This window comes from Chryseobacterium kimseyorum (genome assembly GCF_025971945.1).
GTDB lineage: Bacteria > Bacteroidota > Bacteroidia > Flavobacteriales > Weeksellaceae > Chryseobacterium > Chryseobacterium kimseyorum.
The window spans coordinates 50,499-60,593 of record NZ_JAPDHW010000011.1 but is presented as its reverse complement, the minus strand read 5'-3'; the positions used below and the strand labels follow the sequence as shown (position 1 = coordinate 60,593).

Here is a 10,095-nt window from a genome sequence, read left to right as displayed (position 1 = left end):
TTCACGCCGTAACGGTCAAAAATTCCTAAAACTAAATTAGGTTTACCTGCAAGAGCTGAATAGTCTAAAATGTCATTTACTCCGTCACCGTTTGGTGTGATTACATTCACAATATTCGGAATTGTAACCTCTACTCTAATGGTTCTTAATCTAAATTTTCCAGATCAAAAAAATGGCCGGAAATTACTCCGGCCAAATTAGTTTTCACTTTATTTTAGTTATCAGAAGTGAAGATGGAAAGATATTTTTCGCCATTATCTTCTTTTACATCTATCCTTTTAACCATTACAATATAGATATTAGTCTCAGGATTATCAAACACATACCCATCAATCATTACTTTTGTATCTTTAGCTACATTGCTTTGTTCATTAAGGGCTGCAAGTGACATAATATCTGGTGCCCCTACATTTTTCTTAAATTTTAATTCCGTCAAGCCACCTTCAGCCAAATAACTGAACTTTTGTAGATGTTGCGGTAGTTTTGTGGTAGCCATAAAAAACGTAGTACTTTCTATATCTTTTTTGTGCGGCTCAAACATTTCAGTAGTTCCCACAGCACCATTGCAAATAGCAAATTTCACTTTAGTGTTTTTTTGTCCAAGTAGTATCGTTGACGAAAAAATTAAGAATGAATACAGAATTTTTTTCATAATATTTATTTTTTTCATAATTATTCTCTGTTTTTTACTAAGATCCATCCTGAGAATTTAATTGGAGTCTTGTTTTTACTCTCATTCCAGCTGATGCTAAACCAGTAATTTCCAGTAGAAACTTTTTTGGTTTTATTAATGGTTCCATCCCATTTAAAGCCAGTGTCTTTGTTTCCTTCAAAGATTTTCACGCCGTAACGGTCAAAAATTCCTAAAACTAAATTAGGTTTACCTGCAAGAGCTGAATAGTCTAAAATGTCATTTACTCCGTCACCGTTTGGTGTGATTACATTCACAATATTCGGAACGGTAATCGTAACCTCAATTGGGGTACAGTCGAAGCTGTCTTTCACGTAAACCGTTGTGTCACCTCTCGTAAGGTCGGTGAAAACATTAGAATCCTGCCATTTAGTATTGTCGATAGAATATTTGTACGGAGCGGTTCCGCCGACCACAAAAACAGTAATGTCATTGTTGGTAATTTCAATATTTGAAACCACAGGCTGCTGTGTTGCATATACTTTTACTGTCTGTCTGGTAGTACAGTCACCGGTTTTCAGGTCTACCCAGTATGTTCCGACACTTACGTCAGTAATTATTTGCGTAGTTGCACCTGTGCTCCAGCTATAGCCGTCAAATCCGACTCCTGCGTCTAATGTAGTTCTGCTTTCAATACAGATTTCTTTATCAACAAGAACAGTAGATTTTACCGGCGGAATAACCACTAAAGTAATAACAGCAACTCTGTAACATCCGTTGGCATTGCTTACTCTTACATATACAACACCATTTGGTGCAACGTAGTTTGCCGGATTTAATATTTCATTAGTCTGATTGTTGGCATCAGTCAATGAAGGGTAATATTTTTTAGTAATTCCAGACTGCGTAGTAACGCTGGCATTGGTAAGATTAAATAACCCGGTTGCAATATTGGTTTCCAGGTAACAAGATCTTAGTGTTGCGTTATTTACTGTTGGACTTTCTGCAATTGTTAACGTTAGTGTAATCTGCTCACAGTCTACAAATTCAGGATCATTCCCACAGAATTTGTAAGTAATGGTGTCGGTACCTGCAAAACCGAAATTAGGAACATAACCGATAACACCGGTTGTTGGATTAATGATTGCTGTACCATTCGTTGGCGGCGTAATAATCTGAACCGTACTTGGTACAAAAGTCTGTGTAGATGAAGTAAACGCGGGAACGATATCCAAGTAACCTTCACAAACTGTTTTTGCCGCAGTTGTGGTCTGAAGACAGGTAAATACTTTATATTCCGGAGTAATTGCGGGAGGACAAGATCCTACTGTAATTCTCACTGTATAGTTTCCAGACTGTGTTGGTGTATATGAATAGCTGTTGGCTCCGGTGATGGCTGTGCCGTTTCTGTACCATTGATAAGTATCATAACTGTCATCAACTTCCAAAATCAATCCTGGAATACAATCACCAGTCTGCTTAGCAATAAGCGGAATTGATGAGAATCCAGCGAAATATCCTCCATATCCAGAAGTACTGTGTCCTCCATTAATTCCGGCGGTCACTGCTTTATTAGATTGTATCGCTATATTGCCAGTAATAGGCTGTATTGCATAGGTTACCCAGTTGGTATTTCCTGTTAATGGAAACGGACCCTGTGCAGCAGTTGGAGTTATCGGTGCTCCTCCATTAACGGTATAAGTAACTGTAGCCCCTGCTTCAGTTAAAATATTAAGCTTTACAATAGTACCACTAGGTATAACACTAGCTCCTCCGGTACCTGTTGGCATTTCACCTACTTTACCAATCTCATCAATTTTTCTTGGTAAGAAACAGTTTAAAGGGGGAATATAATTAAAACCACAAGTGGCAGTGTCATTATTTACCGAAACCAGTTGGTACAAATAAACATTTTTTGAAGTATTGATGTACATGTTAGGGTGTACACCGCCTTGAACTATATAACTACTTCCAGAAATTCTATACCATTGACCAGCATTTAAAGTTGCTGCAGGAGTGGTAGATCCATTCAAATATATTGCAGTATTGTTTTCTGTAGCAATTACAATTCCTCCTTCTAGTTCATTCGCAGTAGTTGATCTTGTTCTTACCATCGCAAATTCATTTCCTAATCTATCAAGGGGAACAGACTGATCTAAAATTATATCAGTCCCAGAAGAAGTTGTATTACCAAAATTTCCTGTCACATTTCCGTTTGTAAGGGTGATTGGCTTAGTAGCAACGATTTTTGCGCCCATGAACGGTGCTGCGGGACCTATACCACCGGCAAAGATAAAAGATTGACCTTTATTTAATGTGAAAGTATGGGTGTTGGTTGATGGTGTTGCTCCAAAGAAAGTTATCGGAGTAATCGCACTCCAAGTGGCAGTAACTGTTGTATTATCTTCAGTGGCTAAAACTGCTGCAGTAAAATTGTCAGTGGTACGAGTCGTAACAGATGGAGTATTTGCAACAAAAAATTCTTTACCAATACCAGCTTTACCTTTGCTGGTTACCACTTCAGCATGTTGAATTGAATTTACCAATCGAAGGGTACAGTAAAAAGGTTTTTCCGCCTTAATATATAATCCTTTGTTAATTACAGTAAAAGCTTCTCCCGCATTTGTAGCTGCTATATTATTTGCAGGAACTACAAAAATCTGAGGACTTCCTTTGCTAATTGTTACCGTCCCCAATGCAATGTTGTTGCTGTTTATTGTTACCACAAAAGGGGTTATCGAATCTGTAGAAAGATAAAGTGACTGTGCTGTAACGGGTGTGGTTGCATAAAAAGGTGCGATCCAATGCTCTGTATCTCTTTGAGCAGAAACATTGATGCCCGTAATCATTAATAATAAAATGAGTAGAAATTGTTTCATAAGCGTAGAATTAGGATTTTTACAAAAATAATGTAAAAAAGAATATGTTTTCAGAAAATTTTTAATATATCGTTAATATTACAGCCCAAAAAAGCCACAACTCGTTGTTGTGGCTTTTTTTTTATGCTAATAATTTATTTATTCTCTATTTTTTACTAGAATCCACCCTGTGTATTTTATAGGAGTCTTCTGCACATTAGGCTCGATCCAGTTAATATGGTACCAGTATGTTCCGGTAAGAATCCCTTTTCCTGAAGCTTTTCCGTCCCATTTGTAGTTGTTAGATCGGTCACCGGTAAATAATTTATTACCGTATCTGTCATAGATTACAAATGTAAGGTTTCCTTTGTAAGCTAATTCACTGTAATCCAAAACATCATTTACATTGTCTCCGTTTGGTGTGATTGCATTAACCAAATTAGGTACAGTTAATTCTACAGAAACTGGTGTACAGTCTAAAGCATCTTTAACGTAAAATGTATGCTGACCTCTTGAAAGATTAGTAAAAATGTTTGAATCCTGCCAGTTTGTAGGTGTATCTACTGCGTATTTGTACGGTGCCGTTCCAGCTTCTACATTAATGGTTGCTGTGTTATTAGAAATTTCGATAGAGGTGATCACCGGTTCGTTAGCTTTCTTAACATTCACAGTTTGCTTAATGTAACATCCCTCATTCTGAAGAATTACCCAGTAGCTGCCAACAGGCACTCCCTGAATCGTCTGAGTTGTCGCTCCCGTGCTCCATTGGTAAGACTGGAAACCTGATCCTGCATCTAAGGTCGTTCTGTCATCAATACAGATAAATTTATCAACAAGTGTAGTCGATCTCTTAGGAGGCGTTACTTTCAGATTTATTTTAGCGATGGCATAGCAGTTATTTGAGTTATACACTCTTGCATAAACAAAACCATTCTCTGAGATATAAACCGTAGGCAGAGGGCTCATGATTTCGTTGGTTCCGTTGCTTGCATCAGTAAACGTTGGGTAATATTTTTTAGTAACCGGGGTTTCATTGGTAATTACGGCGGTGGTCAAATCAAACTGACCTTTAGCTTCGTTGTTTTCAATAAAGCAGACAGTTAGTGTTGCTTCATTCACTACTGGAGTAGGGAAGAAGTCAAGTGTGATTTTGGCATTTCCAACACAACCTTCCGATGTAGTTACTCTTACATAAACAGAACCCGCTCCTGAAAAGAAATTGGTAGGATTACTGATCTGATTTGTGTTTGCATTAAGATCAGCAAGTGTCGGATAGAATTTTTTGGTTGTAGGTACAGAATTATCTGTCACGTTAGCAGTAGTTAGATCAAAATATCCTTTTCCTGCATATTGACATGCATAAATTGTTCTGTCTGTTAGAACAAACGGTACTAAATTTAAGTTTAAAGTAACTTGTTCACAATCTACAAATACTGGAGCATTGCCACAGAATTTATATACAATTACATCTGGCCCTAAGTATCCAGCTTGTGGAATGTAAGTTATAACGCCTGTTGAAGGATTTATTGTTGCTGTACCATGGGCTGGCTGAGTAACAATCACAACACTATTAGCTACTGGAGATTGAGAAGAATTAGTAAATGCAGGTGTGATTACTTTTGTGCCACAAATATAAATTGTTTGAGCAGTCTGCTGCAAACATGTAAATACTTTGTAAATAGGAGTAGTAACAGGAGGACAGCTTCCCATCGTAACTTTTACAGTATAATCTCCACCTACTGCCGGAGTATAGGTGTTAGAAGTTGCTCCCGTTATAGGAGCACCATTTAAATTCCATTGGTAAGTCTCGTAACTGTCATCTACTTCCAAAATAATTCCAGGAACACAGTCACCTGTTTGTTTAGCAATTACGGGAATTGAGGAGAAACCGGCGAAATATCCTCCGTATCCGGCAGTACTATATCCACCATTAATTCCTGCAGTTACAGCTTTATTAGATACTACAGTTACATTTCCTGTAATTCCTTCAACTGCATAGGTTACCCATGATGAATTCCCGGTAAGAGGATATGGACCCTGAGCTGCAGTAGGTGTAGTAGCTGCACCTCCATTACTGCTGTACGTTACAACAGCACCTGCCTCGGTTAATATATTCAGTTTTAAAGTGATAGCTGAATTAATATTAGGCATCTCATTAATTTTACCAATCTCATCTATTTTTCTCGGTAAAAAACAGTTTAAAGGTGGTATGTAATTAAATCCGCACGTTGCGTTTGTAGTACCAACAGATACAAATTGATATAGATAAACATTTTTAGAAGTAGAAATCAGCATGTTTGCATGACCCAAAGTCCCTTGTGGAGCATAATTAGTTTCATCGATTCTATACCATTGCCCAGCATTTAAAGTTGCAATTGCAGTCGTCGAACCATTTATAAAAACCTGAGTATTATTTTCTGTGGCAATAACAATACCTCCTTCCATATTTTGTGCGGGAGCCTCAGATCTTGTTTTTACCATCGCAAAAGTATTTCCTAATCTTTCTACTGGTACAGATTGATCCATAATTCCATCAGATCCACCACTACCAACAATACCAAAGTTGCCATTACTATTTCCATTGGTCAGCGTAACCGGCTTGTCTGCAACGATTTTCGCACCAATAAAACCGGCAAGATTTGGTGTGTTATTTTGTTGACCGGCAAAGATAAAAGATTGACCTTTATTTAATGTGAAAGTATGGGTTGTTCCTGTTGGCGCTCCTCCAATAAAAGTAAGTCCTGCCGTATTCCATGTCACTGTAACAACAGTATTATCTTCCGTTGCCATAATACCTGCAGTGAAATTATTTAAGGTACTCATACTCGCAGAAGATGTAGGTGTACTTGCAACATAAAATTCTTTACCAATACCTGCTTTTCCTTTACTAGTAATAATTTCACCATGTGAACCTTGTGCAAATCTTAAAGTACAGTAAAATGGTTTTAACCCTTTTAAATATAATCCTTTAGTAATTACATTAAAAGCATCTGCGGCTAAATTTGCAGATATAGTTGTATTAGGGACATCAAATGTTTGTGGGCTGCCTTTGCTGATTGTCACCGTCCCAATTGATGCGTTATTACTATATATAGTAACCACAAATGGTGTAACAGAGTCAGTAGACAAATAAAGTCTATTGCTATAGCCACCGTAGGAATCGTAATAAGGAGCAATCCAGTGATCTGTATCTCTCTGTCCGAAGACAGAAATAGATGTTAGAAAAACTAATACTAAGCTGAGTAGAAATCTTTTCATAAATTATGGAATTAGGATTTGTACAAAATTAAAATAATATTTAATATATTGTTAATAAATGCTAAAGAAAATTTAAAATTTATTCTCTATTCTTAATTAATAGCCATCCAGAATGTGAAACTGGCAATTTTGTGTCGGGTTCTGTCCATTTCAGAATGTACCAATATGTCCCTGTTGAGAGGGTTCTTCCACCGGATTTTCCATCCCAGATATAATTTTTTTCTGAAGATCTGTAGACGGGTGCTCCGTAGCGATCTACAACTTCTATCGAAACATCCTGCTTTAATCTGAGATCAGAATAGTTTAAGACATCATTATGGCCGTCCCCGTTTGGAGTAATTGCATTCACAAGATTGAGAATGAGGAACTCTTTGATGATGGGTTGACAGCCATCTGCGCTTATAACATAGGCAGTATGCGGTCCTCAAAGTACAGATACTCAGTAAAATTTTTTTCACGATTAGTCTATAGTGAAACAAAATTACTTATTAAAAATCAATTATTTGCATATTTCTTGGAGCTTTGATTTATTATTGGTACTATGTGGAGGATTTGTTGTGAAATTTATCGAATAGTAGGAAGATGTCTAAATTTTCACATAAAAAATCCCGATGAGGAAACTCATCGGGATATGTTTGTTTTGAAAGATTGATTAAGCTAAGCTTACTCTTACAAATCCTGTAACTTTCAAGTCACCGTTTACAGATTTTACATAATCAGCAACAGAAATTGAACTGTCTTTGATGAAATCTTGGTGTACCAAAGTATTGTCTTTGTAGAATCTCTGCATTTTACCTTTCAAGATATTATCGATAATGTTTGCAGGCTTACCTTCTTCAGTAAGTTTGTGTCTTTCGATTTCCAATTCTTTATCGATTGTTTCCTGAGAAACTTTAGTTTCGTCAAGAGCGATAGGGTTCATCGCAGCAGCCTGCATAGAAACAGCTTTAGCAGCTTCGTCAGAACCGTCTACTTTTGCAGAAAGTGCAGTGATTGCAGCAATTTTGTTTCCAGCGTGGATGTAAGCTCCCAAGAAAGGACCTTCAATTCTTTCGAATGCACCGATCTCGATTTTCTCACCGATAACTCCAGTTTGCTCGATTAATTTTTCAGCAACAGTCATTCCGTGGAAATCTGTAGCCAATAATTCTTCTTTAGTAGCAGCGAAGATTGCCATTTCAGCAATTTCGTAAGCTAGCTCGATGAACGCCTCGTTTTTAGCAACGAAGTCAGTCTCACAGTTCAAAGAGATAATCGTACCCAAAGTGTTATCTTCATTTACTCTAGCGATTACAGCACCTTCAGAAGAATCTCTGTCAGCTCTGTTAGCAGCTACTTTTTGTCCTTTTTTTCTAAGGATATCTACTGCTTTTTCGAAGTCTCCTTCTGCTTCAACTAAAGCTTTCTTGCAGTCCATCATACCTGCACCTGTTTGGTTTCTCAATTTTGCTACGTCTGCAGCAGCTGGTGAATAAGACATAATATTATTATTTTTTTATTTAAAATTATGATTAACTTTAATAGTTTATTTTAAAGATGTGCAAAGATAATGATTTTAATGATAAACTAAAAAATGACTTTTCACGTTATAGTATTATTTAATAAATTTTTAAAGGTTTTTACTCAATGAAAAAATTATTTCTAATCTTATTCCTCTCCATATTCTGTCTTGGCTTCTCTCAAAAGAAGAAAAAAGGCAAAGCAAAAGTAGTCGCCGAGAAAGAAACGGTCATTATCTACACCGAAACAGAAGCTGAAACATCCAACGAACCCAGAATTATCGCAGGTTTTCTAAAACAAAATCCCGGTCACGCCAGAACAGATTTCTTTAAGAAAAGATTGATAACCATTATCATGGCAGATAATTCGCCTGAGGCTAAACCGACCATAAAGCCTTTGAGCAAAGATAAAATTGAGAAAATTGTAAGCAACAGTGAACTTAATAAAGGTAAAACTATACCGGTAAATACCAGCAATACTGCTAGTCCCCAGAGAAATGTGACTTATGCAAGTGTTGGTAATACGAATAAAAAATCTGAAGTCAGCGATAAAAATAGGAAAACCGCTGCAATGCTCACCCATATTTTCAATGACGATCCTAGCGACAAGGAAGCTTACATTAATATCAAAAACAGATCAAACTGTAGACTGATCGTCAAAATAAGTGGAAAAAAATATTATAACCTTGATGTTCCTGCAAAAGGACAGAATTTTGTCTTGATCGATAAAGGTGAATACGTTCTGACAACAATGGTCTGCGATGCCAAATATTCTTCGCTGAAAAAGATTACTAAAGATATCGAGATACAGCTTGATGTAGCTGACTGATTTAATTTTAATGAAACAAAAAAAGGTTGTTTAGAAATTCTAAACAACCTTTTTTTGTTTATCCTTTAAATTGCCCCATGGCAATAAATTTGTCCTGTCTTTGGGTTTCCAGTTCTTTGCCTGTGAATTTTGAGAACGCTTTGATGTTTTGCAAAATCGAAGTTTTCAGATTCAGGTAGGTAGTTTCCGGATCATAATGAGCTCCACCAAGAGGTTCTTCGATAATTCCATCGATGAATTTTTCTCTTAAAGCATCTTTTGGAGTCAGATTTAATGCATTGGCTGCATCTTCTTTGTGATCCCAGTTTCTCCATAAGATTGAAGAGCAGCTCTCCGGTGCGATTACTGTGTACCAGGTGTTTTCCAACATGTAAACTTTGTTACCGACACCAATTCCTAACGCTCCGCCACTCGCTCCTTCACCGATAATGTAAGTGAAAATAGGAGTTTTAAGCATCGTCATTTCAAAAATATTTCTTGCGATCGCTTCACCCTGACCTCTTTCTTCAGCTTCCAGTCCAGGATAAGCTCCCGGTGTATCCACTAAAGTGATTACAGGAATTTTAAACTTCTCGGCTAACTTCATTAGTCTTAAGGCTTTTCTGTATCCTTCAGGATTCGGCATTCCGAATCTTCTGTGTTGTCTTTCTTTGGTTGTTCTTCCTTTCTGAGTACCGATAATCATTACTCTTTGACCGTCTAAAGTCGCAAGACCTCCGATCATCGCAGGATCATCTGCAAAGTTTCTGTCACCGTGCAGTTCAAGGAAACTTCCTTTATCTACCATTCCTTTAATATAGTCGATAGTGTAAGGACGATCCGGATGACGTGATAACTGTACTCTTTGCCAAGGGGTAAGATTTCCATAGATCTGTTTTTTGGTATCTATAATCTTATCCTCGATCTGGCTGCATGCTAATTTTACATCAACACCACTTTCTTCTCCTACCAATGAACAGGTTTGATACTGATCCATCAGTTCTTTTATAGGAAGTTCGAAACTTAAATATTCCATTCTTG

General features: G+C 37.1%; 8 protein-coding genes. 1 reads left to right on the top strand and 7 read right to left on the bottom strand.

The genetic code is table 11. The annotated features are described in order from the left end of the window. The 6 genes from OMO38_RS20335 to tsf all read right to left on the bottom strand — a co-directional run. The coding region (locus OMO38_RS20335; RefSeq protein ID WP_406567330.1) for a T9SS type B sorting domain-containing protein at positions 1–110 on the bottom strand (110 nt) is incomplete at its 3' end. Positions 111–214: 104 nt separating this feature from the next. Continuing rightward, positions 215–670, bottom strand: a complete 456-nt coding sequence (locus tag OMO38_RS15165) for a hypothetical protein (protein WP_264751033.1) — start codon at positions 668–670, stop codon at positions 215–217. A 2-nt stretch (positions 671–672) separates the two neighbouring features. Further along, positions 673–3,510 carry a T9SS type B sorting domain-containing protein gene (locus OMO38_RS15160; protein ID WP_264751032.1) on the bottom strand — a complete coding sequence of 946 codons (2,838 nt, stop codon included), beginning with the start codon at positions 3,508–3,510 and terminating at the stop codon, positions 673–675. Between the two features lie 138 nt (positions 3,511–3,648). Further along, positions 3,649–6,747 (bottom strand): T9SS type B sorting domain-containing protein, encoded by a 3,099-nt coding sequence (locus OMO38_RS15155; protein WP_264751031.1) that lies wholly within the window; start codon positions 6,745–6,747, stop codon positions 3,649–3,651. 79 nt (positions 6,748–6,826) lie between these two features. Continuing rightward, positions 6,827–7,096, bottom strand: coding sequence for a T9SS type B sorting domain-containing protein (locus OMO38_RS20330; RefSeq protein WP_406567329.1), 270 nt, complete (start codon positions 7,094–7,096; stop codon positions 6,827–6,829). A 303-nt stretch (positions 7,097–7,399) separates the two neighbouring features. Next, positions 7,400–8,227 carry a translation elongation factor Ts gene (gene tsf, locus OMO38_RS15150; protein ID WP_264751030.1) on the bottom strand — a complete coding sequence of 276 codons (828 nt, stop codon included), beginning with the start codon at positions 8,225–8,227 and terminating at the stop codon, positions 7,400–7,402. Positions 8,228–8,373: 146 nt separating this feature from the next. Between tsf and OMO38_RS15145 the strand changes: the two genes are divergently transcribed. Next, entirely contained in the window at positions 8,374–9,075 is a 702-nt protein-coding gene (locus OMO38_RS15145; RefSeq protein ID WP_264751029.1) for a DUF6759 domain-containing protein, read from the top strand. A gap of 58 nt (positions 9,076–9,133) precedes the next feature. Here OMO38_RS15145 and OMO38_RS15140 read toward each other — a convergent pair whose 3' ends face one another. Further along, the gene (locus tag OMO38_RS15140) at positions 9,134–10,090 is read right to left on the bottom strand and encodes an acetyl-CoA carboxylase carboxyltransferase subunit alpha (RefSeq protein WP_242803636.1); all 957 of its coding nucleotides are present in this window, start codon (positions 10,088–10,090) and stop codon (positions 9,134–9,136) included. Positions 10,091–10,095: the final 5 nt, after the last annotated feature.

Excerpts from the sequence above, each read along its gene's own strand:
- OMO38_RS15140 (WP_242803636.1), bottom strand. The coding sequence starts at position 10,090 with ATGGAATATTTAAGTTTCGAACTTCCTATAAAAGAACTGATGGATCAG.
- OMO38_RS15155 (WP_264751031.1), bottom strand. The coding sequence starts at position 6,747 with ATGAAAAGATTTCTACTCAGCTTAGTATTAGTTTTTCTAACATCTATT.
- OMO38_RS15145 (WP_264751029.1), top strand. The coding sequence starts at position 8,374 with ATGAAAAAATTATTTCTAATCTTATTCCTCTCCATATTCTGTCTTGGC.
- OMO38_RS15160 (WP_264751032.1), bottom strand. The coding sequence starts at position 3,510 with ATGAAACAATTTCTACTCATTTTATTATTAATGATTACGGGCATCAAT.
- OMO38_RS15165 (WP_264751033.1), bottom strand. The coding sequence starts at position 670 with ATGAAAAAAATAAATATTATGAAAAAAATTCTGTATTCATTCTTAATT.
- tsf (WP_264751030.1), bottom strand. The coding sequence starts at position 8,227 with ATGTCTTATTCACCAGCTGCTGCAGACGTAGCAAAATTGAGAAACCAA.